Origin of the sequence: Nonomuraea sp. NBC_00507 (genome assembly GCF_036013525.1) — a bacterium.
Classification (GTDB): Bacteria; Actinomycetota; Actinomycetes; order Streptosporangiales; family Streptosporangiaceae; genus Nonomuraea.
In genome coordinates this window covers 3484701-3510182 of sequence record NZ_CP107853.1, presented here as the reverse complement: position 1 = coordinate 3510182, position 25482 = coordinate 3484701, and the positions used below count along the sequence as shown (strand labels likewise).

Below are 25482 nucleotides of genomic sequence, written 5' to 3'. Positions count from 1 at the left end.
CGAGGCGGCTGAGGGTGTCAGGCGACCTCGGACGACGAGGCGGTCCAGGTGTTGCAGGCGGCAGGATCACCCGTGGCGAACCCCCGCTTGATCCACATCTTGATGGTGGACGCCTTGCCGTACCACCGCTCGTCGCCGGGCTCGTCACCCACGAAGAGGTCCAGCAATTCGTCCCAGTCGTCCGTCGTCCTGTTGCCGATCGGCCACACGCTCTTTATGAAGGCGCCGCCGAGGCATTCGGTCTGCAGGCTCTCGCGGCGCTCCTGCTCGTAGTATTCCGCCTTCTTGCCGTGGCGTAATTTGTCGATGGCGGTGGCGATGCCGACCTGCTTCTGGACGTGGTAGCCGTACATGGAGGCCGCCGTATCGAACAGCCACAGGTCGTAGGGGTCGTCGAGCCATCCCTTGCCGAGCTGGAAGACCAGCGTGCCATTACGGCCGCAGTACCACGCCTGGGAATCCTCTTTTCCCACGTCGAAGCCGCAGTAGTTCTTGGGAATCCGATCCATGTGCCGGACCTTGACCTTCTCGTAACGCATGCCGGCGTTCCACAGGTGTTGCTCCCACGTGTCTTCCAAACAGGCGATGACCGCGTTCAGATAGGCGCGGGCGAGCTTGCGATTGTTGCGCTTGATCGGCGGCTCCTCGCACGTGGTCATGGGCAGCGCGCCCATGTCATAGAGAGAGTTTTTGGTAAGTTTGGGGTCTTTCACCGGATACGCGGTCGCCGCGGTGGGGGCCGTAACCGCAATGGACGCCGTCAGGACGCACGCGAGCGCCGCACTCTTCAGGAGTTTCACAATGCGGAGAATAGGGTCGTGGTGATAAAGAGTGCCAGCACTAATTTCCGAGCTCCGCTGCGGTCGCCGCGAGAAGGGCCCTGAATGAGCACGCCATCTCCCACGTCCGCCCGGGCGGACGTCCACGTGAGCTACCACCAGATGCTCGTGACGGACGGATCGGGCGCGGACCACCCCACCGGCGTCTCCGGCGTCCCGAACGGCCTGACGGCGTCGGCCCCCGGTGCTGCCGTGATCCTGACCGGCATTCATACCGGTGCCGTGGACGTCACCGTTCAGCTCACCGACGCGCCTCCTGCCGTCACGGACGAGGGGTGGGACGAGGTGGAGGAGGTGGAGCTGATCACCTTCACCGGCGAGATGCGGGTGTCCGGCATGATGATGGAAGCGCCTGAGGCGCTCCCCAACCTCACCCCGCTGGGGCCGGGTCGCTACGGCATGCGCGTGCACGCCCGTGGCCGCGACCTCCATCCCGCCGCCGTGCCGGACGTGCCGTTCGAGTTCTACCTCGTCACGGTCTGGCCCATCGAGGTGGGGCCGGAGGCCTGCGCCAAGCTCGGCGTGGGCGTCGCCGAAGAGCTGGGCCTGCCGGACAAGAGCAGCGAGATCCGGCACTGGGCCAGGGAGCACGCTCGGCCGGAGCACCAGCCGGGACGCCCCGCCCGGGAGATCCAGCCTCCCCTGCCGCCCGCTCCCGTACGAGGGGTGGCAAGGGCATCGTTACATAGGTTACGCATCGCCAACCCCTACCAGCCTCCTGCCGCCGAGCCGGCGTTGCCCGAGGGCCTGGTCGCCGCCGCGCCCGACGCGGTCGTCATCAGGACCCTGAGGGACCGGTCCGTGGTGGGGGTGCACGTGCGGTGGGACCAGTCCGGGGCTCGCATGCCCCCCTCGAGCTGGGAGGAGACCGAGGAGATCGAGTTCGTCACGACCACCGGGATCATGCGGGTCGAGGGCATGTCGGACGACCACGGAGAGGAGCCGCCTAACCTGACCTACCAGGGCGTCGGCCGCTACGGCCTGCGCGTTTACGGTCGTTCGCGCCGGGGCGAGCGGCCGTCGAACCGGCCCGGCGAGTCATACCTGCTCGTGGTCTGGCCGATCGCTCTGGGCGCCGGGGCGCGAACTGTCGGTGCCGGGTTCTAGGGTGCCTGGTATGGCTGGCGGTTGGACGGATGCGGACGTCGAGCTGGTGCGGGGACGGCTGGCCGAGCTGGCCGGTGGGCTGCCCGGGGTGGTCGACGAGGATTCCTTCGGGCACGTCGGGTTCATGGTGGGGCGCAAGCGGATCGCGTGGTTGCTCATCGACCACCACGGCGACGGTCGGCTGACGCTCGCCGTGAAGGCGCCGCCGGGCGAGCTGGAGACGCTGATGGCCGCCGACCCGGCACGCTACTTCCGCCCCGCCTACGTCAAGTCGTGGGTCGGCGTCGAGCTGCTCGAGGTCGAGCCCGACTGGGCGGAGATCGGAGCGCTGCTGGAGCAGGCGTGGCGGATGACGGCAGGCAAGCGCGCCGTGGCGGCATACGACGCCGAGCATTCCGGTCGGGATCAGGCGCACGGCCCCTGACCCGGGCCGCGGCCGGCTTCGCTCGGGTCCCCAAAGCGAGCAATATGCACAAACCATCACAGAAACCGGCGAACTCCCGAAGCTCGGCGTACCCTCGCGAATGTGACCCCCCTTCAGCACCCGCTGTCCCCGGCGCACGCCCCGGTCGGCGCTGCCGTCGAGGCTCGCACGCACTTAGCCACCGGACTCGCCGCACCCGCGCCCAGCGCCCCCCAGCCGACCCCTGCTCCCCCGCCCAACGACACCCGGCTTGCCCTCACATCTCGGCCCGGCAACGCCCCGCCTACCCCCGAACCCTCGCCCGGCAAGGCCCCGCCTGCCCTCGCGCCCTTACCCGGCAACGCCCTGCCTGCCCTCGCCCCGTTGCCCGGCGACGCCCCTCCTCCGCGTGCCCGGAGCGACGTATGACGGGCCTGGGCCCGCGGGTGGTTCTGGTGCCCGACCTGGGGGAGGACCTGGCCCGCGCGATCGAGGAGTTGGAGCGACTGCTGCTGACGTTGAAGGCCGCCGAGGACGACGGCGCCACCCTGCCCGGCCCTCTGGCGAACGGCGCCGCGCTGACCGCACTGCGCAGGCTGTGGCGAGCGCTCGCGCCCACGCAGGGACAGCGCGCAGCGGCCGCCAGGCTGGCGGGCCGGCTGTACGCGCCGGGCGGCCGGACCGAGCACGTCCCGCTGCGCCTGGTGGACGTCGACCCGATCGACGTCGCGACGCTGTCGGCCGCCGCCGCCGCGCTGGGCAGGGGCGTGGTGAGCCCCGGCGTAGTGCGTGACGCTCTGGAGGCCGGTGGCGCCAACGGCTCGAGCACGGACATCGTCGCCGCCGCGGCCGGCATCAGCGGTCTGCTGGACCTGGCCGACACGGCCGAGTCCATCGTGCTGCGCGAGCGCCTGGCCGCCGCGGGCCCTGGCGCCGACGTCGTGCTCACGCCGGCGGTGGAGGATGCGTACCAGGCGACGGCGGACCGCCTCAACGCGATGTGGCCCCGCCGATAGCGCCTGGGAACACGACGCTCAAGCACTCAACACACGAGGTTCATCCGGCAACCGTCCGGCCAGCACCTCGGCGAGGAGGTCGGACAGTCCTGGAGGCCGCAACGTCTCACCATCGGCGACGGTCAGCTCCCCCGGGGACCACCATCGAAGCTCAGTGATCACATCCTGCTCGCTGGGATCCAGACGAGCGCGGCAGACATCCTCCCCGCCCCGATACCGGGCGAGGAAGTACTGTTCCCGCGCATGCACCGGCCGCCCGTCCCACGTCACGTGAACGTCGCGAATCCACAGGCACGGGCCCCACTCGACCTCCGTCAGCCCGGTTTCCTCCGCCAACTCCCGCCGCGCGGCGTCGAGGAGGTCCTCGCCGTCCTCCACACCCCCACCCGGCGGGATCCAGAACAGATCCCGCACGGGCGAGCCCGGCACCACGATGGCGCCGTCGTTCCTGTGCTGAACCAGCAGGACCCGCTCATCGCGATCGAGCAGCACGACCCGGGCACCCCATCGCGTTCGCACGAACCCAACCCCCCCGAAATGACACAATGATCGGCATGACCGTATCGGACCCCAAAGCCGACCTCCACCGCTATCTGCAGACCGCTCGCGAGGCCCTGCTCTGGAAACTCGACGGCCTCTCCGAGTACGACATCCGCCGCCCCATGACACCGACGGGCACCAACCTCCTCGGCCTGGTCAAACACGTGGCCAGCGTCGAGTTCGGCTACTTCAGCGACACCTTCGGCCGCCCGTCCGGCGAGCCACTGCCCTGGCACGAGGACGACGCGGAGCCCAACGCGGACATGTGGGCGACGGCCGACGAGTCCCGCGAGCAGATCACCGCCCTGTACCACCGGGCCTGGGCGCACGCGGACGCCACGATCAATGAGCTGCGGCTGGACGCGGTCGGCCGAGTCGCCTGGTGGCCGGCCGAACGCCGCGAGGTCACGCTGCACCGGATCCTGATCCACGTGATCGCCGAGACCAACCGCCACGCCGGCCACGCCGACATCGTCAGAGAGCTGATCGACGGCGCCGCCGGACTACGCGCGGACAACGGCAACCTGCCGGCCGCGGATCAGGCGTGGTGGCAGTCGTACTGGAGCCGCCTGGAGCAGACGGCGCAGGAGGCCGGCAAGAGCCGCTAGACCAATCGCTTGCTTGGGCACTATCCTTGCCCCGTCACCAGCCCCCACCGGATCGGGACGTGAGGTCACCGTGATCGAGCAGCAGCAGTCCAACGGCGGGGTCAAGGCACGCGTCAGCACCGCGCTGCGCCCGTTCTTCCAGTGGCTGGCGGGCACCAGGGGCTTCGCCCTGATCGCGCCCAAGATCGTGCCCCCGCTGGACCGCCTCGTCAACCGGATGACCGGCGGCCGCGCGCTCATGGGCGACCAGATGATCCCCCACCTGCTGCTCACCACCACCGGCAGCAAGTCGGGGCAGCTCCGGGAGACCCCGTTGGCCTGCCTGCCCGAGGACGGCGGCACGTTCCTCGTCGTCGGCAGCAACTTCGGCAGGGAGCATCACCCCGCCTGGAGCGGCAACCTCCTCAAGACCCCGCAGGCCACGGTACGGTTCCGGGGCCGCGTGATCCCTGTGACGGCCGCCCTGCTGACCGACGCCGAACGCGAGCAGGCATGGGAGACCCTCATCCGCTTCTGGCCGCTCTACCAGGGCTACACCGACCGCTCCGGCCGCGAACTCCGCGTCTTCCGCCTCTCCCCGGACGTCCGCTAGTCGGTCTCCGCATCCTCCGAAATCTGGTGCAAATGGGGATGTAACAGACGTACTTCACCCTTGGGGCATGAGAGTGCCGAAGAACCCGACCGACGTGCGCGACGCCCTGATCGCGAGGCTGGGACGGAGGAACTTCCTGCGCGCCGCCGCGATCGTGACCGGAACGGGCGGAACGTTGCTCGGCGCGCGCGCCGCTTCCGCCACACCGCCCGTCACGCTGCCCCGGGACATACTCCAGCCCCGCAAAGGCCCGATCCACGGCAAGCACTACCTTCCGTCGGCGGTGGAGCAGGTCCGATGGGGGTACGTGCCGTCGGTGGGCAGCAAGCCGGTCCTCCGGATGAAATCGGGCGAGACGGTCACCATCGACTCGGTCTCGCATGAGGGCATCCTCGAGGACCAGGGCCGCGACCCCGTCGCCTACTTCGGCAAGCACGGCGTACCCCAGGCGAACGTGCTCCAGGACGCGATCGCGATCGCCCGCGACTACTCACGGACGACACGCGACTTCGACGTCGACGGGCCGCACGTCGTGACGGGGCCGGTCTATGTGGACGGCGCGGAGCGCGGCGACGTACTCAAGATCGAGATGCTCTCGGTCCTGCCCCGCGTCCCGTACGGCGTCGTGTCCAGCCGGCACGGCAAGGGCGCGCTGGCCCGCACGGCCGGCGGCGGGGCGCCGGACGGGATCACGGTGGACGAGGTCATGCCGCCCGTGGCGACGGACGGGCGGCCGACGGGTGATCCGACCCGCTACGGCAACGTGTCGGTGTTCACGCCGGTCCGCCGCGGGCGGAAAGGTGTGGCAAGCGGCGTCATGAAGCGCGGGACCTCCGGCGAGGTGACCTTTCCCCTGCGCCCGTTCATGGGCATGATGGGCGTCGCCTTCGCCTCCGCGGACCGGCAGACGGACCCGGCGCTCAACTCGATCCCGCCTACTCTCGGCGGCGGCAACATCGACATCAACCTGCTCGGCGTGGGTGCGACCTTCTACTTGCCGGTGTTCGCCGAGGGGGCGCTCTTCTACACCGGTGACCCGCACCATGCGATGGGCGGCGGCGAGGCCGCGCTGACCGCGATGGAGGGCTCGCTGCGTGCGACGTTCCGGCTCACGGTGTGCAAGCCCGGCTCGAGCGACGCTCCGTCGGTCGCCTTCCATTACCCGTTCGCCGAGACTCCGGAGGCGTGGGTGCCGATAGGCCTGTCCGACCCCGACGGCTCCCAGCGCGGGCAGGTGAACGACCTCGACATCGCCATGCGGCGGGCCGTCGTCAACGCGCTGGACTTCCTCGAACACGACCAGGGCATGGACCGCGCCGTCGCCTACGCCTACCTGTCGGCCGCGGTCAACTTCGAGGTGTCGCAGGTGGTGGACCGCACGACGGGCGTCCACGGGGTCATCGCCAAGGAGCACTTCTGACGCGTCTTCATGGGCGGACCACGACCTTGATCGCCTTACGCTCGTCCATGGCCCGGTAAGCGTCGGCGATGTCGGCCAAGGTCGTCTCCGCGGTGAAGACGAGTGACGGATCGAGACGATCGGCGAGCACGTCGGCGATGAGCGCGTCGAGATAGACCCGTGCCGGGGCGACCCCCGCGCGCAGTCCGACGTTGGCCCGGAAGAACCGGTAGAGGTTCACCCCCGTGATGCCGTTGGGCACCCCGACGGAGCCGATGGTGCCGCCGGGACGGGCCACGGCCAGCGCGAGGTCAAGCGCGGACTGGGCGCCGACGCACTCGGCCACGGACGCGGCGCCGCCTGCGGTTCGCTCGACGATCAGTGGGGCGGTCTGCGGATCGTCGGCGTGGTAGGTGTCGGTGGCGCCGAAGCGCCGGGCCAGCGAGGCGCGTTCGGGGTGACGGCCGACGGAGATGATCCGTTCGGCCCCGGCCCGCCGGGCGGCCAGCACCGCGCACAGGCCCACCGCGCCGTCGCCGATCACGACGACCGTCCCGCCGCGTACGACCCCGGCCAGGACGGTGGCGTGGTGACCGGTCGCCATGACGTCCGTCAGCGGCAACAGCCGCCGCGCCAGGTCATCGTCGACGTCGGCCCGGACGGGGACCAGGGTCGCATCGGCGAACGGCACCCGTACCGCCTCGGCCTGCCCGCCATCGTTGGCACCGCCCCAGAACCCGCCCCGCCGGCAGGAGGTGGGCACGTCCTCCCGGCACGCCGGGCACCTGCCGTCCGCGAACGCGAACGGCGCGACCACCAGATCACCCTTCCGCAGGCCTACGACCTCCGGACCGGTCTCCTCCACGGTCCCGATCCACTCGTGCCCCATACGATCGCCGGGTGTGAAGGACTCCTGGCCCCGGTACGGCCACAGATCGGACCCGCACACAGCCGCCAGCCGCACCCGCACCAGCGCGTCAGTGGGCTCGCGTAGCACCGGATCAGGCAGTTCGACCAACTCGATGTCACCCACGCCCCGCAGAACAGTCGCTTTCATGGACTGGAACGCTATTACGCCCAACCTTCCGCATGACATGCAAAAATGACGCCATTCAGCCCCTTTGACCACCGTTCTGGAGACATTGAGCCGTGCCCGCCGACGAAACGCCGGCCCTCGATTCCATCGACATGGACATCGTCCGCGAGCTGACCCTCGACGCCCGGACCAGCCTCGCCGAACTGGGCCGCCGCGTGTCCCTGAGCCGGTCCGCGGTGGCCGAGAGGCTTCGCCGGCTCGAGGAGAGCGGCGTGATCCAGGGCTACACCACACATCTTGATCTCGCCCGGCTCGGCCTCGGCCTCCAGGCTCGTGTCGCGCTGCGCCCCCACTACCGTTCGAGGCAGGACGTGCATCGGCTCCGCGAACGCCTGCTGACAACAGCGTGCGTCTTGTCCTGCGTCCATGTGACCGGCCAGAACTGCTACGAGCTCACGATCGCCGTCCGCGACGCCCGCCACCTCGAAACGGTGCTGGAGGAGCTGGGCACGCTGGGCGAGACCACGTCCTCGGTCGTGCTCTCCGAACTCGTCAACCCGCGCGACATCGACGTCACCACTTGGGTCACCGGCTGAATGGCGGCTCACCGGCGGCTCTCATCCCTGCGGCCGGCCACCGTCGGACCATGGGTCACTGTCCCGTGGCTTGTTTGAGTTCTTCGACCGGATACGGCGTCCGCTTGGTCTCGGTGAGAAGGCGGCGGTGGAAGTAGATGAGAACGAGCGCCGTCCTGGCGTGCCGGTCGACGATGCCGGCGAAAGCGGAGGGGACGTTGGCGGCCTTCGTGTCACCCGCCATCCAGTCGCGGAAGAACGCCTCGTCGCGCACGCCGCCCGGAAGGTGGTATCGGAGCAGATGGGTCGCGGTGTAGTGCTGATCGTAGGCGAGGTGATCCCGCAGGAACGCGGCCTCGGCCGCCGAAAGGTCGAACCGGGAAGAAAGCGCGAGCCCGAAGTCCGCGAAATAGATGAGGCGGCCGTCGGTCAGGACATTGTGGAAATGGGCATCGAAGTGGACGAGCCCGTTGGCGCTCATGAAGGCGGTTCCGCGGGCGAGACCCCGCTCTGCCCAGGCGAAGGCGTCACCGTCGTGGTGCTCGCTCAGCCATGCGGCCAGCGTCTGCGGGATGTGCTCCAGAAAGAGCACCAGGCTATGGGATGACCGCCCGATGGCCTCCAGCCGCGCACGCACGGCCGGGGATCCTTCCCAGTGCCTGACCGCCCCGTCGATGCCCCCGAACTCCTCGGCGAACCCCACCGGAGGCGAGTCGGGGATGACCCGCCAGTGGTACATCAGGGGGAAACCTTCGTAGGTGTCGCCGAGGACCCAGTTGGTGGTCATGATGTGCGTCGCCAACTCGCGCCAGGCCCCGAAGCCGGCCGAGCCGATGCCGTACTGGTAGAAGGTGGGCAGGTCGAAGAGGTTGGCCGTCGAGCGGAGGTGTTCCGGCCGGGTTTCCAGGTCCGTCAGCGGCACCCGTTTGACGAAGACCTGCCTGCCGCCGACGTCCAGCTCCGCCGATCTGCCGCCGATGCCGGAGCCGTGCGGCGTGGCCGCGTTCACGAGGCCGATGATCTGGCGGTCGCTGAGCAACGACAGCCGGGTGGCGACGGCCTGGTAGCCGGCCAGGCGTAGCGCGTGCGGCATTCACGGCTCCCGGCGGCGGGCGATGAACACGTACTCCCGGCTTTCCTCCGTGAACGGCTCGCGCGCGAAGCCCCCGTACAGCGCCTCCAGCTCGAGCCCCGCGACGTCGATCAGCCCGAGCCATTCGTTCTTGGTCGCCCACCAGAAGGAGCTCGTCGCGCCGTCGTCGAGGACGACGTCGATGCGGTTGTCGCCGACGGCGTAGCGGATCGTGTGGGGCACGGGCTCGTCCTGGTGCGCGCCGTCGAGCCGCGCGGCGATGCGGTGGTCGAAGGCGATGGCGTTCCAGGCGAACCGTCCCTCCAACTGGAGCGAGGCGGCGACACGTTCAAAGGTGCGGCGGCGGTCGGCCCAGGTCGGCAGATGCTGCAGCGATCGGAACGGGCAGGAGATCAGCGCCGCCGGCTCGTCCAGGACGAAGTCCCGCATGTCGGCCGCACGCAGGTCGAGCTCGACTCCTGCCGAGGCCGCCCGGGTCCGGGCTTGGGCCAGCATCGACGGTGACGCGTCGATGCCAATGACACGCCGGCCCGTCGCCTGCGCGACCGGGATCGCGACTCGCCCGTTGCCGACGGCGAGCTCGACCAGCGGCCCGTCCGCCTCGCGTGCGAGGTCGACGTAGAAGGCGACGTCGGCCGTCATGTGGGCCGACCACTCCTCATACCGGTTCGCGAACGCCTCGTCCCACGTGGTCATCACCGGATCATGCTGCCATTCCCGCCTGTACGACGCACGACTGGATGAGCCAAGCGCTGGCTCTGCTCGCCCTCACCCTCCACAGCACCGTCACCGGCGACCCCGTCGGGTACGAGATGGCGCACCTGCTCGACAACCACGTGCTGCTCCATCTGGCCAACGCGTCGATCCTGACCGGGATCATGTTGTCGGCGATGACCAGGTGGGGTTTGGCCTCCGTCATCGCCTTCCAGGCCTGGCTGTCGGTGGCGAAACCATGGAAACGCACCCCCTGGGCGAAGGCGTGGCTCGACGTCCCCACACCGGCCAAGTGGGTCGTCTCCCTCACGCTGCTGGCGCCGTTGCTGGATCTGCTGCTCGCCGAGGTCGTGTTCGGGAACCCCGCCCCGCTGTTCGCCGCCCTCACCGCCATCGGCTACCCCATCTGGCGCCAGATCAGGGTGACGCGTGCACGGCCAAGACCGGTGTCGTGATACTGCGGAGATGTGCCTGCCAAAGACCGTGACGAGTTCGGCGTGAGGATGCCACGTGCCACCGGGGGCGGGCGGTTGACGTGGGATGACCTGCCCGCCGAGGCGCGTGCGGGCATCGAGCGCCTGCTCGGCGCCAAGGTGGCCGCCGCGATCACTCAACCCGGCGGCTTTTCCGAAGGGCTGGCCGCTCGCGTCCGGCTGGCCGACGGCAGGGGCGCCTTCGTCAAGGCCGCGCAGTCCGCGCGTGCGCCTGCGGCGGCAAGCTTCCACCGCCGGGAGGCGGCGATCTCCGTACGGCTTCCCGCGCGGGCGCCGGTGCCGCGCATGCTGGGCACGTACGATGACGGGGACTGGATCGCCCTGGCCTTCGAGGAGATCGACGGCCGCCTCCCCGCCCAGCCATGGCGTGCCGACGAGCTGCAGCGAGTCCTGGAGACGGCAGGCAAGCTGGCAGCGCTGCTGACGCCGTCCCCGATCGATCAGGCGTCGCTGGCCCGGCCGCGGCTCGGCGGGTGGCAGGCGTTGACGGCCCGCGACGAACGCGACGCCTTGGCGGTGCTGGCGCCATGGGCGGTGGACCGTCTCGACGACTTGATCGCGACGGAGGAGGCCGCGGTGTCACCGTTCGCCGGGGAGACCCTGCTCCACGGGGACCTATATCCGTTCAATGTCCTGGTGAGCACTGACCGCGTGGTCGTGATCGACTGGCCGCATGCGTGGGTGGGAGCCCCGTACTGCGACGTGATCACGCTGCTGTCGAGCGCCCGCCTGAGCGGTGTGGACCCGCAACCGCTCACCGATGCCCATCCGCTCACGCGTCACCTGGCTCCCGGGCAGATCGACGATCTGCTGGTCCTGCATGCCGGGTTCCTGTTCAAGACGGCCGTCACGGCGGGGCCGACAGCGGATCGCCATCTGCTGGACATGATGATCGCTCTCGCCCGGGCTTCGCTGCGCTGGCTGCACGAGCGCTGGTGAACCGCGCCGGTCGGCATGCCTCGCCCGCAGAGCGGACATCGGCCGGCCGGCTCAGTCGTACGGGTCGACGTCTCGGCGCTCGCGGGGTCGTTCGTAGCTCCGCTGCTGCTCATACCCACGGGGGTCATACCCCCGAGGCTGCTCGTACGGATACGGCTCCGGATCCGGCGCTTCCTCGAGGGCCGTGCGCCCGATCGACGCCAGGAGCGAGACGATGGCGATGCCGATGACGACGTTGATCACGGCCGTGGCGATCTGCTCGATGAGACCGGCGTCGTACATGAACGGCAGGATCGTGATGAGGACGGTGAAGAGCCCGGCGATCCAGCCGAAGAACCTGGTCGGCTCCGGCGTCGACAGCATGAGGACGTAGAGCAGCAGCGTGGCGACGAGCGCGGCAGCCGCGGCCGAGATCGCATATCCCGTGGTCGCCGCGGTGCCGTACGCGGAAGCCCCATCGGGGGTGAGGACGCGGATGCCCAGAAGCCTCTTGCTGATCATGACTCCGACCACCACGATCAGAGCGGCCACGACGGCGGCGGCCACGCCGCCTCCCCACACCCGCGCCGGATTGACCGACGGCCTGGCCGATCGTGGACGGTGATCATAGCGATCATGGGAGGGATATGACATGCGCATCACCTTCATCGCGAATGCTGGTCAGGCACTTTGAGAACCTTACACGCGCAGTCAAGAGCGGGAAGGGCCGCTATGTGCATATTTGTCCCAGATCGTGCCTCCCGGACCTGGGCCCCGAGCTCATGCGCCCCAGCGCCGACCGACGCGCCTGGCGTACCGAGCGAAGGTCGGCCGGGTGGGGTGCCTACGTACTCACGGAGGCGATGACCGCTAGCGCCTTTCGCGATGATGTAGAGAAGAGGCCGCCGGCTTCGACCCTCTGGTGAGCGGGCCCGGACGGGGCGCCGCCAGAGAAGGAGGCGAAGCGAGATGACCAAGGTGACGGCACAGATGTCGGTGTCCCTGGACGGCTTCTACGCCGGCGCACGGCACAGCGGCGACGGAAGCTGGATCGACTCGGCAGAGGCCGCGGGCTTCTTCCGGATCACGCGCTGGGTGATCGACGCGATGGCGTGGCGCGAGCGGCAGGGCTTCGCCGGGGGCGTGCAGGACACGAACTCCGACATCATCGCCGAGTCATTCGAGTCCGCCGGCGCGTACGTCATGGGCCGGCGTATGGCCGACGGCGGCGAGATCCCCTGGGGGGAGGAGCCGCCCTTCCGCGCGCCGGTGTTCGTCGTGACGCACCGCCCCCGCCAGACGTTGGTACGCCGAGGCGGCACTAGCTTCACGTACGTCACCGACGGCATAGCCGGCGCCATAGAGCAGGCCCGCGCGGCGGCGAACGGTAAGAACGTCGCCATCGCCGGGGGCGGCAGTCTGCTCCGCCAAGTGATCAAGGCCGGCCTGCTGGACGAGCTGGAGCTGCACGTCGTGCCGGTCGTGCTCGGCACCGGGATGCGGCTCCTCGACGCCGATCTCGACCTCTCCGGCAAGGAGGCCATCGAACTGACGCCGAACAGGGTCGTCCACACCCCTGCCGTCACGCACCTGCGGTACACCGTCAACGGTCGTGCCGCTCTGGTGCTCGACGACCGCGGAAGCGGCACCGGCGAACCGATGCCCGGGGATCGGGGCGACGCCTGAGGACGCGCCATCGTTGCCGCCTCAACCCTGGCGGGGGCGTGAAAGCATTTCCGTCGAACGGGCAAGAACGGGCGTGATAGTGCACAACACGCGTACCTGGACAGGGCGGCGTTTAGAGCTTCCTCCTGATCTCTTCGACGCGCATTTCGCCGAGATCCACCGTTACATCGCCCGGCGGTTGTCTGAGGACGTGGCCGACGATCTCGCTGCCGAGGTGTTCGTGGCGGCCCTGCAAGGCGGCTACGACCCGGCGATCGGTGCGGTCAGGCCCTGGCTGTACGGCATCGCCACCAATCTCGTCGCGCGACACCGACGTGCCGAGATCAGGCGGTGGAAGGCGATCAGCCGGACAGCCGAACGTGACGGCAGCGGCCACGAGGACGAGGTGCTCGACCGGGTGACGGCGGCGCGCTTCACCGGCCCGCTGGCCGGCGCCCTGGCTGGGCTGAAGCGGGGCGACCGGGATGTGGTGTTGCTGGTCGCGCTGGGCGGGCTCAGCCATGCCGAGGTGGGCCAGGCCCTCGGCATCCCCGCCGGCACCGTCGGGTCCCGGCTGAATCGGGCACGCAAGCAGCTGCGCCGGGCACTCGGCGACGTCAACCCGCTGAAGGAGGACTCTGATGGATGAGCTGGACCTGCTGGCCCGCGCCCTGCCCGACGCGCGGCCCCCGTCTCCCGAGATCGTCGCCCGGGCCCGGGCCCGGCTGAGCCGTCCGCCCGTCCGCCGCCCGGTGAGGCGGCGTACGTGGACCTGGACCGTGGCGGCCGCCTCGGCCACGGCAGCGATCGTGACGCTGGTGTTCTCGCTGGTGGCGTATTTGACGCCGGCGCCGGTCGCGCTCACGCCGAAGGCCAACCAGGCGCTGTTCGACCTGGCGGACAAGATCGAGAAACTGCCCGTGGAGAGCGGTGTCTACTGGCGGCAGGTGCTGATCCGCGGGAGTTATCTGGAGACGGGCGGCTTTACCCTTGTGGCGTCCACGCGCCAGGAGATCTGGCAGTCACGTGACCCGGACGACCCGAGGGTCACGTTGTCGTGGTCCGAACCCATCGCCCGTCCGGCCACGGCCGCGGATGAGCGTGCCTGGCGAGCCGTCGGGAGCCCGCGCCGGATCAAGCCCCCCTGCGAGGCCGGTAAGCGCTGCCCCTACGTGTCGTTCACCGACGAGCCACGGCAGTGCTCCCAGAAGTGGGATGCCACTGCCGGAGGGACTCTGGCTGATCGCACGGTCGCCACTCTGACCATGGCGGACCTGGCGGCGTTTCCCACCGACCAGGCTCGTCTGAAGGAGAAGCTCCGCGCGTACCACAGCGTCTGGCACGAGCGCGGCTTCAAGGAGCCCATCGAGAAGTTCCTGCCCTTAACCACGAACCTCCTGGACCTGCCGCTCCGTCCCGACCAGCGCGCCGCGCTCATCCGCTTCCTGGCCGGACTGCCAAGCACCAAGGTCGTGGGCACCGTGACGGATCCGCTGGGCAGGCCGGCCCTGTCCGTGGACTTCGGCTTGGCCGGCAACACACTGGTCTACGACCACAAGCAGGGCGGAGAGCTGCCGACCTATCCAAGAACGCTCCTCGACCCCGGCACGGGCTCCACGCTCGCTTCCGTCTCCTACGCGGCCCGTACGGCTGTCTGGGCTACCAAGGGCGACCCCGTGACCTTCACCGCCACGGCTCCAGAGTCGGGCTGGACCGCGGAGCGGCCCGCTCCTCCGAAAGGCTGCGAGAAGAGGAGGTGAGAGGTGAGGTTCTCGGCGCGGTGGATTGTCGAGCCTGGACCAGGAAGGGCTGGAAGTGATCGTTTTCCGAGTCGTGCAGCGCCTTGACACGGCCATGGTGGCGCTCGGCGTCACACCCAGCGCGGTGTCACAGCACCTCGGCGTGTTGCGCGAGAGCAGGCTGGTCGCGCGCGGGGCGACGCGGTCGCGAGCTACCACGGCCCACGCCTACTCCCTGGCGGGCCCGTCGACGGGCGAGCCAGGCGCGATCAACCCGGTCTCGTAGGCGAGCACGACCGCCTGAACCCGGTCCCTGAGGCCGAGCTTGGACAGGATGCGGGCGACATGAGTCTTCACCGTCGTCGGGCTGAGGCTCAGTCGCTCCGCGAGCTCGCCGTTGCTCAGCCCGGTGGCGAGCAGGCGCAACACCTCCAGCTCCCGGGGTGTCAACTCCGACAGATCCCGGTGTACGGCTGCTTTGGCCTCATCACGAGGGGCGAACCGTTCAACCAGGCGGCGGGTGATCGTCGGCGCGAGCAGGGCGTCACCCGCGCGCACCAGACGCACCGCGGCCACCAGGTGTTCGGGCGTGACGTCCTTGAGCAGGAACCCACTGGCCCCCGCGGTGAGGGCGGCGTAGACGTAGTGGTCGAGGTCGTACGTGGTCAAAATGAGGACGCGGGTCTCGTCCGCGCCTTCTGCCATGATCTGCCGAGTGGCTTCGAGTCCGTCCATCTGCGGCATCCGGATGTCCATGAGCACGACGTCAGGCCGGGTACGCCGGACGGCGGCGACGGCTTCGACTCCGTTGGCCGCCTCAGCCGCCACCTCGATGCCGTCCGCGGCGAGGATCATGCCGAACCCGCTGCGTACCAGCGCTTGGTCGTCGGCGATGACCACGCGCAGAGGCCTGTTCACGTGGTCCACGGAACCCGTGCCTTGATCTGGTAGCCGCCGCCGCTCTGCGGCCCGGCCTGCAGGGCGCCGCCGTAGAGCGCGAGCCGCTCACGCAGCCCGATCAGGCCTCGGCCCTGGCCGTCTGCGGCGCGCGCCGTCTGTCTGCCGCCGGTGTCGGTGACCTCGATCTCCAGCCAGTCGCCGCAATGGCCGATCGTGACGGACGCCGTCGCACCGGCCGCGTGCTTGATCGTGTTGGTCAGCGCTTCCTGAACGACACGGTAAGCGGCCAGGTCCACCCCGGGTGGCAGCGGGCCGGGCGGCGCGGAGATCTCGATGCTGACCGGCACACCCGCTGCGCGAACCCGTTCGATCAAGGAGTCGAGTTGGTCGAGCCCCGGTTGTGGTTCGAGCCCGTCGGCGCTGCCGGCCGCCCGTTCGCTTTCATGGCCGGCGAGCAGGCCCATGACGTGGCGGAGTTCGGCCATGGCGGCCCGGCCGCTGGCCTCGACCGCCAGCATGGCCTGCTTCGACCGGTCCGGGGCCGTGTCCATCACCTTGCGCGCCGCTCCTGCCTGGATCACCATCACGTTCACATTGTGGGTGACGACATCATGGAGTTCACCGGCGATCCGGGAGCGCTCCTCCTGGACGGCCTGGCGCATGGCCTCCTCCTGTGCGCGCTGTAGTTCAGCGAACCGACGGCGGCCGGTGTCGAGCTGTTGCCGCCAGGAGCGGACGACACCGGCGGCGACTCCGGCACTCAGCAGCACCACGAACGGCCCCATCCAGCTCGGCAACGCCGGGACGGAGTCCTGGAAGGCGGTGCCTGCCAGGACGGCGGCGAGGACGAGTCCGCCGATGGCCGGCACCCGGTGACGGCTGTGGGCCACGGCGCCATAGGCGGCAATGGCGAACGTCAGCACGGTGATCCACGTCGCGTCGTCGTGGGTGGCCAACGCGGCGGCCAGCACCACCCAGAAGGTGATCAGTGGGTACAGCCGCCGCACCGCCAACGGCAGCGCCGTCAGGACCACCAGGAGCGGAAGGGGGCCCTCCTGGTTGTCGGCGGGGGTGCCGGGCTGTATCAGGCGGTCGGGCGGCGCATCGCTGCTTCGTGACTGGGGAGGGGGCCGCAGTTGCAAGGGCTCCAGCAGGGAGGGCGGCTGCTCGTCGACGCGATGGGGACTGTCTACGGTGCCCGCCGTCGCGGCCACTGCGACAACGGTCAAGACGATCGCGAGCAACAGGTCGACAAGGAGCGACCGGTGCGAAGGCCGGGTGGGTTTCCGCGCGGGGCGCAGCGCATCCAGACCCAACTGCCACCATCCACGTCCTTTGCTCACTGTCACTGGTGCATTGTCCCGATTGCACGGCACGTCCCGCGTCAGCCCCGGTGACCGCGTCCGACCTCCCCCAGGAGTACATCGCAGGGATGACACGGCGGAGGAGTCCTCCCTGAGAGGGCGTGGATATCGGCGTGACAGCCGACGCGGACGGATCTCGCCGCGCCCTAGCGTCGTTGCCGCCACCGGCCGCCGCCCGCGATAACGCGTCGAGGCGGCCGCCCCGACCACGAAGGACAGTTCATGGATCATGTGATTGGACGGGAAACGCCGGCCTCAGGGCAGGGCACCGGCGCCGGCAGATCGACGCCGGCCCGCCGCATCGGCCGAGGCGCCACCGCTGTCGCGGCCCTGCTCGCCTTCGTGGCCGCCACCTCCTGCGCCTCGGCATCCGCGTCCAGCCCGGCCGTGTCCGACGCCCCCTCGCGCCGGCCGTCGCCCGGCTCCACCTCATCCGCACCCGCCGATCCGCCGTCCACCCGGATCGGCACGCCGTACATCCCCAAACCGACCGGATCCCAGCCAATCGGCACCGTCTCCCTGTATCTCAAGGACACCTCTCGCGCCGACCCCTGGGTTCCCAGCGTGAAGGCGAGGGAACTCATGGTCTCCCTGTGGTACCCGGCGAAATCCCGCAGCGGGAAACGGGCCCCGTACATGACGCCCAAGGAATCAGAGCTCACCCTGAAAGACGGGGAGATCACCGACCTGCCGCTCGACCTGCTCAGCAAGACGCGGACCAACGCCATCAGCGACGCCAAACCCGCCGGTCGCCGACGCGGACTGCCGCTCGTGGTGCTCTCCCCTGGCTTCACCAAGCCCCGGAGCTCGCTCACCGGACTGGCCGAGGACCTGGCGAGCCGAGGCTATGTGGTGACCGTCATCGGCCACACGTACGAGAACATCGCCACCAGCTTCCCCGACGGACGGGTCACCACCTGTGTGGCCTGCGAGGTCGAGAAGAAGGACCCGGCATTCTGGGGCAAGGTGGGCGCGACCCGAGCGGCCGACGTCTCCTTCGTCCTCGACGAACTCACGCGCGCGCAGCCCCATTGGAAGGGCGCCAGGCTGATCAACCCCTCCAGGATCGCGATGGCCGGTCACTCGGCAGGCGGCGCGAGCGCCGTGGGGGCCATGCTCAAGGACTCCAGGCTCCGCGCCGGGATGAACATGGACGGCACCGCGATCGTCCCCGTACCCGAGAGCGGACTGTCGCGGCCGTTCCTCTTCCTGGGTGCGCAGGCGACACACAGCCCAGGTGGCAGGGATGCCTCGTGGGAGCAGGCCTGGCAGAACCTGACGGGATGGAAGCGCTGGCTCGTGGTGGCGGGGGCAGAGCACGCCTCATTCACCGACATCTCCGTGCTGGCCGAACAGATCGGCATCTACCGCAACACCGACCTACCCCCCGTGCGTTCGCTGGAGATCACCCGCGCGTACGTGGCGGCCTTCTTCGACCAGCATCTTCGCGGCAGGCCGCAGCCGCTTCTTCAAGAGCCGTCGACACGCTACCCCGAGGTCAAACGGTGTGACGTCGAGCAGAAGACCTGCGCTTAGACCGCCTGGATCGCTTGTGCAAGGCCGCCGCAGCCCGACCTACCTCGATCCGCCCGCGAAGGTGCACTGGGAGGTCGGCCCGGGCAGGTATTCGACCTGGGCCCACGCCGGGCGGGGCATCTCCGGCCTGCCGGGCAGCGGCACCGGGCACATCGAGATGGTCGGCTTCGAGGCGACGGACTCCACGGCCAAGTCCGTGTTCAAGGTCGAGCATCCGTCGGGCGACCTGATCGTGGAGCACGAGTGCGTCACGGGCAGTTGTGCACCCCGGTCCTGGCGGACGAGATGGGCGCCTCAGGGGTTCACTTCGATTCGACCCTGCCCAACGGGCCGGGCATGCTCAGTAGCGCGGCAGTCGCATCCGCCCAGGCGGAGTCGCCGGGGTACAGCGCGGTGCGGAGGTAAGCCCAGACGAGCGCCCGCAGCGCGGCCACGCGTTTGGGGTTCTCGTCGGTCGTCTCCGCCGCGTCGTACATGGACACCCCGCCAAGGCCGTGCTCCGCCCCGAACAGCGTCAGCAGGCTCTTGGGGGCGGGGCTCAGGAAGTACGCATCAGCGCGCCAGTCCTTGCGTTCGGAAAAGTTGGGGTGCCAGTCGTTCTCACCAACGATGACGAGGGCCGGCGTTGTCATCTTGGCGAAGCTGCTGGTCCCCAGGATCGGGTAGTGCTCGGTTGCGAATGCGGCGAGGTCCTCACCGTTGCCTGGCGGGGCCATCAGCACACCCACCCTGACCCGGGCGTCGGTCAGATCCACTTCCGTCCGGTCGGCCGGATCGGTGACCCTCTGACCACACAACATGCCTACCGTATGCCCGCCCATTGAATGCCCAACTGCGGAGATCCGGCTCAGGTCCAGGCGTCCGCTGAGCCCCGGAACAGCAGCCTCGATCTGGTCGAGGTGATCGAGGATGTAGCGCATGTCCTCGGCTCGGGACCGCCAATACAGCGGCGCCTCTGGGTCGTCCGATTCACGCAGTCCCAGTGTCATCGAGTCCAAGTGAGTGGGCTGGATCACGACGAAACCGTGAGCTGCCCAGAAATTCGCGACGGGCCCGTAGCCATGGAGGGATGACACGAAGTTCGAAGGGCCGTGGCCGTGTGACAGGAGAATCACGGGCAGATCGCTGCCCGTTGCGGGCGCGGAGACCTTGATCTGCAGATCCACGATCCGGCCAGGGACCGGCAGCACCACGGGGCTGAAGGTCGCGACGGGGGTGGGATCGCTGACGGGAATACCGGCTGCTTCATTGAACGGCGTGCTCATACAACACATCTCCTCTCATAAGGTTGCTTTGATCTCTGACGACCATCCCGGGTTCTCGGGGCACGGCGGGCGCTGCCGATGCGCCCGCGGATCGAGTCGTCGTGGTCGGGGTTGCCGACCGCCCCGAGCATCATTGGCGCCGAGCGCGTAGGGACTGACCTCGATGCCGGTCCGGCCGAGGGTGCGGCATCACCTACGGCGTCTCCTGAAGTTGTGGTCGAAGTGTGGTGAGCACTCTGTCGGTGCCGTACCCTGAACCGAAGCGGAAAGCTATTCCGGAACTATACGGAAAAGTATTCCGGTTAGCAAGCGAAGGAGTGACGTGACCGAGAACACGACCCCGGCCAGGGACGACTCGACCGGCGCTGCGGGTCCGGGCGCGCGTGAAGGAGCGCCGCGCCGGCTGCGCGCCGACGCGCAACGCAACATCGACTCCTTGCTTGACGCAGCCAAGACCGTCTTCGGCACCTCGGGCGTGGACGCCCCCGCAAAAGAGATCGCCGATCTGGCCGGCGTCGGCGTCGGAACGCTGTACCGGCACTTCCCCCAGCGCTCGGACCTGGTCAAAGCGGTGTTCCAGCGCGAGGTGGATGCCTGCGCCGACGCCGCCCCGGCGCTGGCCGCAGCGCACGAGCCGGTGGTGGCACTGGCCAAGTGGCTCCACCGCTACACCGAGTTCCTCGCGGCCAAACGCGGACTCGCCACAGCCCTGCACTCCGGCGACCCGGCATTCGACGCCCTGCCCGGCTACTTCATGCAACGCCTCGGACCCGCCCTCGGGTCGCTACTCCAAGCAGCCGCCGCCGGCGGCGAGATCCGCGCCGACATCAGCCCCAAGGAGCTCCTGTACGCCGTCTCCCATCTGTGCCTGCCCGTGGAGGACGAGGGAGTCGCGTACAGCCAGCGCATGGTCGCGCTCCTCATCGACGGACTGCGTTACGGCGCCGATGCGCGCCCGACGCACGACTCCCACCGCCCAAAGGACAGGGCCCGCGCGAATGGATCGCCATCAGCTGACGGCCGCTAGTCGCTCAGGTCGTGCCCTTTGCCCCTCGGCACACCGTACCGTCGCGACGCCCTGAGAGATCATGCGCGACTCCCAACGGGTTGGCTCGTCAGACAGATGATCCCGGGAACGGGGAAGAGCATGAGGTAGAGGTTCGGTATCCACCAGGCGAGTGAGAAGTCTACCCGCAACGTCCAGAACGCGATCGCCATGAGCCCTGAGGCCATGGTCAGCGCCAGCGAGACCAGCATCAGTGACGAACCGCTCGCCCTGCCGCGGCGCAGGAGCCACAGGCTGGTCAGCCCGGTGACGCTGGCCAGCAGGTCGATCCAGAGGAATGACCAGTTCCAGTCGACCATCAGCGGGTTGGCGTAGTCAGCGAACGCCCATTCCAGCGGGATCAGCCCGAGACCGGTGACGCCGAAATAGACCACGAAGCCGACATCCGTGACCAGCATCAGGCCCTTAGTCGCGCGCAGCACGGTCGATAGCCTCCATCAGGTAGCGGCGGGTCCCGTCATGCAGGTCAGGTCCAGGAGGGCCGAGCCCAAGCAGCCTGGCCGCCCACCACCCGTCCACGGCCAGCCGTACGGCTGTCGCCGCTGCGGGGTCGATGCCGTCGTCGGCGAGCCTGGCCTGCCAGGCGGCGAACCGCGCACGCAACGGCTCGAGCTCCGCCGGGTCGACGAGCATCACGGCAAGCAGCGCAGCGGTGACGCGGTCGGTAGGCACCGTGGCGGTGGTGTGCCGCTCGGGGATGGTCGCCTCGACATAGGCGCGCAAGAAGTCGCCCGGGTGGGTGCCCGCCTGAGCGAGCGCGTCCTCGAAGGCCTTGGTCAGCCGGTCGACCATGGCTCCGACCAGGGCATGTTTTGTGGGGAAGTGGTAGAACAGTCCGCCCTTGGAGACCCCGGCCCGCTTGGCGACGGCTTCGAGAGTGAGCGACTCACCTCCCTGCGACAGCAGCACGTCAGCGGCGGCGTCGAGGAGACGGTCCTTCGAGCTTGGTCGTGACATACCGGAAACTATACCGGTCGGCCGGTACAGTTTCGGAGCGAGCCCTCCTGCTTTGACAACACCGCTCTGGTCAGGAGCCCGTTCCTGTCCGCGGACACTCACTCGCAGACGACACTCCCGGGACCATCCCAGCCGCTGGCCTCGGCGACCAAATCCTTTGTGATCACGGAAACGGCCTTTGAGCTGGGTGGGGTGTTCACGGGTGTGATTGAGCTGGGATGAAGGAAGGGCTCCTGTCGGCTGCGGGATGCGAGGCGCCGGCTTAGCGGGATTGGGGCAGTGACCATAGGGATACCGCCATGAGCAGAGCGGTCAGCCCGCCGCAGATCATCACGGTGGAGACCGAGAAGGCGTCGACGACGCGTCCGCCGAGGAACGCGCCGAGCGCGAAGGTCGCCTGGAAGGAGGAGGTGAAGATGACCGTGGCGGCTTCGGGCGTGTGAGGGGCGGCGGTGATGAACCATGCCTGCGAACAGACGGGCACGCCTCCGTAGGCCAGGCCCCAGACCAGGAGCAACACCACGGCGCCGACGGTTGTGCCGCCGATCAAGGGCAGCAGCAGGGTGGTGGCCGCGATCAGGCAGCCGCAGGTTGCGAAAGCGGCTCGCAGGCGTGTGGCGGTGGCCTTGCCGGCCAGGAAGTTGCCGGCGATTCCGGCGATGCCGTACGCCAGCAGGACGGCGCCGACGGTTGCGGGATGCAGGCCGGTGACGTCCTGGAGGAAGGGCGTGACGTAGGTATAGGTGCCGAAATGGGCCAGGACGATGAGAGAGGTGGCCAGCAGGGCGGTTTTGGCCCCTCGGGTACGCAGCAGGTCGAGCAGGACGCGAGTGCTGGTGACCTGGTGGGCGGGCAGTGGCGGCAGCAGCGTCAGCAGGGCGCCCAGGACCAGGATGGCCAGCGCGGCCAGGACCAGGAAGGCGGTTCGCCAGCCGGCGAGGTTGCCGATGAAGGTGCCGGCCGGTACGCCGAGCACGGAGCCCAGCGGCACGGCAGAGAAGATCACAGCGGTGGCGGTGCCGACGGCGTGCGGCGGCATCAGGCGGGCGGCCAGCCCTGACCCGATGGACCAGAAGCCGCCGATGGTGAGGCCGACGAGCACTCTGGAAATCAGCATGACCCAGTAGGAGGTCGCCACTGCGGCCAGCACGTCGGCGGCGGCAAGCACCGCCATGAGGACGCACAGCATCACGCGGCGGTCCAGGCGCGCGGTGGTCAGTGTGACGGTGGGTGCGGCGACCGCCGCGACGACGCCGGGCAGTGTCATGGTCAGCCCTGTGGCGCCGTCGGAGATGCCGAAGTCGGCGCCGATGGCGGTCAGCAGGCCGATGGGCAGGATTTCGCTGGTGACGATGGAGAAGATGCCCAGCATGAGCGAGGAGACCGCGAGCCAGCTGATGAAGGGCGAGCGGGGCCGGGCGAGCGTGGTGGTAGACATCGTTCCCGTTCAGGCAGGTGCGAGTGGACTGCGAACACAGCCAATCAGTGGTGCAGCAGCGGGCACTGGCACGTTTCGGACGCAACCGTCGCCGCGACGACGTCCGGTAGGCCCGCGAGGCTGCAGTCCTCCACAAATTGCCGATCGCCGTCGGGCTGCGGTGGAAGAGGAGGTCGGCTCCGTCGACGGACCGGCCCAGACCACCGCCGCCGTCAGCTGTTGACGGCGGCCAGCGCCTTGGTGATGTTCCACTCGGCTAGGTTCAGCATCCATTGCCGATCGGGGAAGTCGGTGTCCGCGATCCGTAGCGGGCCCTCGATCAGCGACAGCACGTGCGCGTACCGGTAGAGCTCCAACCTGTGGGGGTCGAGATCGACCGGACGCAGCACTGGATATGCCTCGCCGAAGCGCATCTGCAGCCAGGCGTGTTCCCACTCGACGTCAAAGTAGGTCAGGCCCTCGAAATCAATCATGACGGGTTCGCCCGCGGGCGTGATGAGCACGTGATCCGGTCCCAGTTCGCCGTGTACCAGCCCATATGTCTCGCGTGCCGTGACCGCGCCACGAAGGTGACGCACATGTCCGGCGATCTGGTCATGCGCCTCCTCCACCCGGGCGTCGCGGGTCGCCACGGCGTCGAGGTGGCCGAGCGCCCGGTCCACGATGATGTCCTCGGTGCGTCGGGCCTGGGACGCCTCGCCGCGGTTGATAGCGGCGAGCTTGCCATACGTCGGGCCGAGCGTGGTGTGCATGCGGCGCAAGGCGTCACCGAGCCTGGACAGCGGCATGGCAGCCGCAGCCGGATCGTCTTCCATCAACGCCTCGAGCTTCACCGCACCGACGTCCTCGACCAGTGCGACGTCGGCATCGAGGTAGCGGCTGCCGCGGTCGAGCATCAGCAGCCGTGGGGTTCGCACACCTGCGGCGGCCAGGGCCGCGTGGTTGACGGCGAACAGCTCCGCTCCAGAGGCGTCGGTGAACGGGTCATCAGGGACGGCCGGCGACGGCGGCCAGTAGTTCTCCCCGGCCGCCCATACGTAGAGGATCACGGTCGTCTGGTCGTCCAGACCGAGACGGTAGACGCCCTTCTTGCTGCCGCCGGTCAGTCGGTCCAGCGCAGTCAGTCGCCGACCAGCGCCGAGCTGTTCCGCCACAAGGTCGCGCACATCGTCCGGCTGCAGGAACGCTCGTGTCATGATCGCCTTTCGTCACGTCGACCGACCATGGTCCCTGAGCCGGCGGTGCCTCGCAATCGAGTTAACGGGTGGAGCCAGGTCGCGCCCGGCGACAGCACAGTACGCAGCACGGCTCGGTGGTCATACGTCGAGGACCGCTTTTCCGGCGACGCGGCGGGCTATCAGGGCATCGGCGGCCTCCATCGCCTTGTCCCACGGCCCGCGCCAGCCGACCTGCACGTCCAGCTCGCCGGCCGCCAGCAGTCCGACCAGGTGAGCAAGGTCGGGGCCGAACGGCGTGGTCACGTTGAAGTTCTCGATCCGCCCCCGCGCCGATCGCGTGCCCGCGAGCTCGAAGTCGATGACCGTGGCCTCGCGGGCCGCCCGTCCGATGGCCATCACCACGCCGTCGTCCTCCAGCCGATAGAACGCCTGCGCGAGCTGCCGCCCGCCTACGTTGTCCAGCACGCCGTACACGCGGCCTTTCAGGTTCTCCGGACCGATGACGATCTCCGCGGCGCCCAGTTCACGCAGGCCCCGCGCGCGGGCGGGGCTGCCGGCGGAGGCGACGACATGCGCTCCAGCACGGGCGGCGAGCTGTACGGCGAAGCGGCCGACGCCGCCGGACGCCCCGGTGACCAGGACGCGGCGGCCCGCCACCGGCCCGAGCCGGCGGACCGCCTGCAGCGCCGTGACTCCGGCGACCGGCAGGGCGCTGGCCGGCCCCAGGTCGACGGCGGCGGGAACGACGGCCAGCTCGGCGGTGTCCACGGCGCGCAGCTCCGCCCAGGCCCCCGACCAGCCGAAAGTGACCACGCGGGTGCCGGCGGCAGGGCCCGAACCGTCGGCGGCGGCCTGGACGACCACCCCGGCGGCATCCCAGCCCGGCACGTGCCCGGGCCGGACGTTCGCGCTTGTGTAGGCGATCTCGCCGAAGTTGAGCGAGAACGCCGCAACCTGGACGAGCGCCTGGGAGGGCGTGGGCACCGGGTCGGGCACGACATCCAAGGAGAGGTCCGGCTTGAAGGTCAGGGCTCGCATCG

At 69.3% G+C, this 25482-nt stretch carries 30 protein-coding genes; 15 read left to right on the top strand and 15 right to left on the bottom strand.

Translation table 11 applies throughout. The annotated features are described in order from the left end of the window. Window positions 1-17: 17 nt before the first annotated feature. Window positions 18-800, bottom strand: a complete 783-nt coding sequence (locus OHA25_RS17700; protein ID WP_327588670.1) for a neutral zinc metallopeptidase — start codon at window positions 798-800, stop codon at window positions 18-20. Window positions 801-884: 84 nt separating this feature from the next. Here OHA25_RS17700 and OHA25_RS17695 point away from each other — a divergent pair, with 84 nt between their 5' ends. The 3 genes from OHA25_RS17695 (at window position 885) to OHA25_RS17685 (ending at window position 3365) form a co-directional block, all read left to right on the top strand. Next, window positions 885-1946 (top strand): hypothetical protein, encoded by a 1062-nt coding sequence (locus OHA25_RS17695; protein ID WP_327588669.1) that lies wholly within the window; start codon window positions 885-887, stop codon window positions 1944-1946. A 10-nt stretch (window positions 1947-1956) separates the two neighbouring features. Further along, the gene (locus tag OHA25_RS17690; RefSeq protein ID WP_327588668.1) at window positions 1957-2370 is read left to right on the top strand and encodes an MmcQ/YjbR family DNA-binding protein; all 414 of its coding nucleotides are present in this window, start codon (window positions 1957-1959) and stop codon (window positions 2368-2370) included. A gap of 404 nt (window positions 2371-2774) precedes the next feature. After that, window positions 2775-3365, top strand: coding sequence for a hypothetical protein (locus OHA25_RS17685; protein WP_327588667.1), 591 nt, complete (start codon window positions 2775-2777; stop codon window positions 3363-3365). An 18-nt stretch (window positions 3366-3383) separates the two neighbouring features. On the opposite strand, the gene OHA25_RS17680 is transcribed toward OHA25_RS17685, so the two are convergent. Next, window positions 3384-3884 (bottom strand): NUDIX hydrolase, encoded by a 501-nt coding sequence (locus OHA25_RS17680; RefSeq protein WP_327588666.1) that lies wholly within the window; start codon window positions 3882-3884, stop codon window positions 3384-3386. A 35-nt stretch (window positions 3885-3919) separates the two neighbouring features. Between OHA25_RS17680 and OHA25_RS17675 the strand changes: the two genes are divergently transcribed. The 3 genes from OHA25_RS17675 to OHA25_RS17665 all read left to right on the top strand — a co-directional run bounded on the left by OHA25_RS17675 (window position 3920) and on the right by OHA25_RS17665 (window position 6525). Continuing rightward, window positions 3920-4513, top strand: a complete 594-nt coding sequence (locus OHA25_RS17675; protein ID WP_327588665.1) for a DinB family protein — start codon at window positions 3920-3922, stop codon at window positions 4511-4513. A gap of 70 nt (window positions 4514-4583) precedes the next feature. Then, window positions 4584-5105 carry a nitroreductase family deazaflavin-dependent oxidoreductase gene (locus OHA25_RS17670; RefSeq protein WP_327588664.1) on the top strand — a complete coding sequence of 174 codons (522 nt, stop codon included), beginning with the start codon at window positions 4584-4586 and terminating at the stop codon, window positions 5103-5105. 67 nt (window positions 5106-5172) lie between these two features. Next, window positions 5173-6525, top strand: a complete 1353-nt coding sequence (locus tag OHA25_RS17665; protein ID WP_327588663.1) for an acetamidase/formamidase family protein — start codon at window positions 5173-5175, stop codon at window positions 6523-6525. A 7-nt stretch (window positions 6526-6532) separates the two neighbouring features. On the opposite strand, the gene OHA25_RS17660 is transcribed toward OHA25_RS17665, so the two are convergent. Continuing rightward, window positions 6533-7561, bottom strand: a complete 1029-nt coding sequence (locus OHA25_RS17660; RefSeq protein WP_327588662.1) for an alcohol dehydrogenase catalytic domain-containing protein — start codon at window positions 7559-7561, stop codon at window positions 6533-6535. A gap of 92 nt (window positions 7562-7653) precedes the next feature. On the opposite strand from OHA25_RS17660, the gene OHA25_RS17655 reads away from it, so the two are divergent. Next, entirely contained in the window at window positions 7654-8136 is a 483-nt protein-coding gene (locus tag OHA25_RS17655; RefSeq protein WP_327588661.1) for an Lrp/AsnC family transcriptional regulator, read from the top strand. 55 nt (window positions 8137-8191) lie between these two features. Here the strand turns inward: OHA25_RS17655 and OHA25_RS17650 are convergent, their stop codons facing one another. Next, complete coding sequence (locus tag OHA25_RS17650; protein ID WP_327588660.1) at window positions 8192-9208, bottom strand: protein kinase family protein; 1017 nt, start codon at window positions 9206-9208, stop codon at window positions 8192-8194. Continuing rightward, complete coding sequence (locus OHA25_RS17645) at window positions 9209-9904, bottom strand: class I SAM-dependent methyltransferase (protein WP_327588659.1); 696 nt, start codon at window positions 9902-9904, stop codon at window positions 9209-9211. A gap of 44 nt (window positions 9905-9948) precedes the next feature. On the opposite strand from OHA25_RS17645, the gene OHA25_RS17640 reads away from it, so the two are divergent. Together OHA25_RS17640 and OHA25_RS17635 are read left to right on the top strand one after the other, a co-directional pair. Continuing rightward, on the top strand, window positions 9949-10377 hold the full coding sequence (locus OHA25_RS17640) for a hypothetical protein (RefSeq protein WP_327588658.1): 429 nt from the start codon (window positions 9949-9951) through the stop codon (window positions 10375-10377). Window positions 10378-10425: 48 nt separating this feature from the next. Beyond that, window positions 10426-11355, top strand: a complete 930-nt coding sequence (locus OHA25_RS17635) for an aminoglycoside phosphotransferase family protein (RefSeq protein WP_327590995.1) — start codon at window positions 10426-10428, stop codon at window positions 11353-11355. Window positions 11356-11406: 51 nt separating this feature from the next. On the opposite strand, the gene OHA25_RS17630 is transcribed toward OHA25_RS17635, so the two are convergent. Continuing rightward, entirely contained in the window at window positions 11407-11988 is a 582-nt protein-coding gene (locus OHA25_RS17630; RefSeq protein WP_327588657.1) for a DUF6069 family protein, read from the bottom strand. 315 nt (window positions 11989-12303) lie between these two features. On the opposite strand from OHA25_RS17630, the gene OHA25_RS17625 reads away from it, so the two are divergent. The 4 genes from OHA25_RS17625 (at window position 12304) to OHA25_RS17610 (ending at window position 15024) form a co-directional block, all read left to right on the top strand. Further along, complete coding sequence (locus tag OHA25_RS17625; protein WP_327588656.1) at window positions 12304-13020, top strand: dihydrofolate reductase family protein; 717 nt, start codon at window positions 12304-12306, stop codon at window positions 13018-13020. Window positions 13021-13093: 73 nt separating this feature from the next. Then, complete coding sequence (locus OHA25_RS17620) at window positions 13094-13648, top strand: RNA polymerase sigma factor (RefSeq protein ID WP_327588655.1); 555 nt, start codon at window positions 13094-13096, stop codon at window positions 13646-13648. Next, a complete protein-coding gene (locus tag OHA25_RS17615; RefSeq protein WP_327588654.1) occupies window positions 13641-14759 on the top strand; it encodes a hypothetical protein in 1119 nt (372 codons plus the stop codon). Before OHA25_RS17620 ends, OHA25_RS17615 begins: the two co-directional genes overlap by 8 nt. Window positions 14760-14853: 94 nt before the next feature. After that, window positions 14854-15024, top strand: coding sequence for an ArsR family transcriptional regulator (locus OHA25_RS17610; RefSeq protein ID WP_327590994.1), 171 nt, complete (start codon window positions 14854-14856; stop codon window positions 15022-15024). Here OHA25_RS17610 and OHA25_RS17605 read toward each other — a convergent pair. Further along, on the bottom strand, window positions 14967-15656 hold the full coding sequence (locus tag OHA25_RS17605) for a response regulator transcription factor (protein WP_327588653.1): 690 nt from the start codon (window positions 15654-15656) through the stop codon (window positions 14967-14969). The genes OHA25_RS17610 and OHA25_RS17605 overlap by 58 nt on opposite strands. Continuing rightward, complete coding sequence (locus OHA25_RS17600; protein WP_327588652.1) at window positions 15653-16852, bottom strand: sensor histidine kinase; 1200 nt, start codon at window positions 16850-16852, stop codon at window positions 15653-15655. The genes OHA25_RS17605 and OHA25_RS17600 overlap by 4 nt, the downstream gene beginning before the upstream one ends. 372 nt (window positions 16853-17224) lie before the next feature. On the opposite strand from OHA25_RS17600, the gene OHA25_RS17595 reads away from it, so the two are divergent. Beyond that, window positions 17225-18538, top strand: a complete 1314-nt coding sequence (locus OHA25_RS17595) for an alpha/beta hydrolase family protein (protein ID WP_327588651.1) — start codon at window positions 17225-17227, stop codon at window positions 18536-18538. Between the two features lie 39 nt (window positions 18539-18577). Here the strand turns inward: OHA25_RS17595 and OHA25_RS17590 are convergent, their stop codons facing one another. Together OHA25_RS17590 and OHA25_RS17585 are read right to left on the bottom strand one after the other, a co-directional pair. Continuing rightward, window positions 18578-18742, bottom strand: coding sequence for a hypothetical protein (locus tag OHA25_RS17590; protein ID WP_327588650.1), 165 nt, complete (start codon window positions 18740-18742; stop codon window positions 18578-18580). A 98-nt stretch (window positions 18743-18840) separates the two neighbouring features. Next, complete coding sequence (locus tag OHA25_RS17585; RefSeq protein WP_327588649.1) at window positions 18841-19803, bottom strand: alpha/beta hydrolase family protein; 963 nt, start codon at window positions 19801-19803, stop codon at window positions 18841-18843. Window positions 19804-20125: 322 nt separating this feature from the next. Between OHA25_RS17585 and OHA25_RS17580 the strand changes: the two genes are divergently transcribed. Continuing rightward, on the top strand, window positions 20126-20830 hold the full coding sequence (locus tag OHA25_RS17580; RefSeq protein WP_327588648.1) for a TetR/AcrR family transcriptional regulator: 705 nt from the start codon (window positions 20126-20128) through the stop codon (window positions 20828-20830). Window positions 20831-20889: 59 nt separating this feature from the next. Here OHA25_RS17580 and OHA25_RS17575 read toward each other — a convergent pair whose 3' ends face one another. The 5 genes from OHA25_RS17575 to OHA25_RS17555 form a co-directional block, all read right to left on the bottom strand. Next, window positions 20890-21291 (bottom strand): DUF5360 family protein, encoded by a 402-nt coding sequence (locus OHA25_RS17575; protein WP_327588647.1) that lies wholly within the window; start codon window positions 21289-21291, stop codon window positions 20890-20892. Then, on the bottom strand, window positions 21275-21826 hold the full coding sequence (locus OHA25_RS17570; protein WP_327588646.1) for a TetR/AcrR family transcriptional regulator: 552 nt from the start codon (window positions 21824-21826) through the stop codon (window positions 21275-21277). The genes OHA25_RS17575 and OHA25_RS17570 overlap by 17 nt, the downstream gene beginning before the upstream one ends. Before the next feature lie 262 nt (window positions 21827-22088). Beyond that, window positions 22089-23264 (bottom strand): MFS transporter, encoded by a 1176-nt coding sequence (locus OHA25_RS17565; RefSeq protein ID WP_327588645.1) that lies wholly within the window; start codon window positions 23262-23264, stop codon window positions 22089-22091. A 212-nt stretch (window positions 23265-23476) separates the two neighbouring features. After that, window positions 23477-24460, bottom strand: coding sequence for a phosphotransferase family protein (locus tag OHA25_RS17560; protein ID WP_327588644.1), 984 nt, complete (start codon window positions 24458-24460; stop codon window positions 23477-23479). Window positions 24461-24580: 120 nt separating this feature from the next. After that, window positions 24581-25480 (bottom strand): zinc-binding dehydrogenase, encoded by a 900-nt coding sequence (locus tag OHA25_RS17555; RefSeq protein ID WP_327588643.1) that lies wholly within the window; start codon window positions 25478-25480, stop codon window positions 24581-24583. Window positions 25481-25482 lie beyond the last annotated feature (2 nt).